Source organism: Hungatella sp. SL.1.14, assembly GCF_024460495.1.
Taxonomy (GTDB): Bacteria; Bacillota; Clostridia; order Lachnospirales; family Lachnospiraceae; genus Hungatella; species Hungatella hathewayi.
Genome location: NZ_JANFYJ010000527.1, coordinates 1 through 288 on the forward strand (window position 1 = coordinate 1; position 288 = coordinate 288).

The 288-nt window shown below is 48.6% G+C and carries 1 pseudogene; it reads right to left on the bottom strand.

From position 1 onward, the window contains the following. Window positions 1-288: pseudogene (locus NE473_RS32140) on the bottom strand (P-II family nitrogen regulator); the annotation flags it as partial.

The window sequence follows — 288 nt, forward strand, 5'->3', positions numbered from 1 at the left end:
CCTTTTTCAAAATTCTGATTCTCTGTCAAAAACAGCAGCGGCTTCTTGCCGCCAATGCTGCCTAACGGAATGATAAAGGCTATGCCCGTGCCGGGAACGTCAATTTTTAAATGCTTCTGTAAATCCGATTTTATCTCTTTCCACACAGTGCCTGTCACGATGGATAGCATCACGGCCTTCTCCGTCTCCTCGAGACCTAAATAGTCCAGAGTCTCACTGACCGCGGTTCCGTTTCCCACAGTGATGAAGGTGACGTCCGCTCCATGGTGCCCATACAGAGTATGAAAC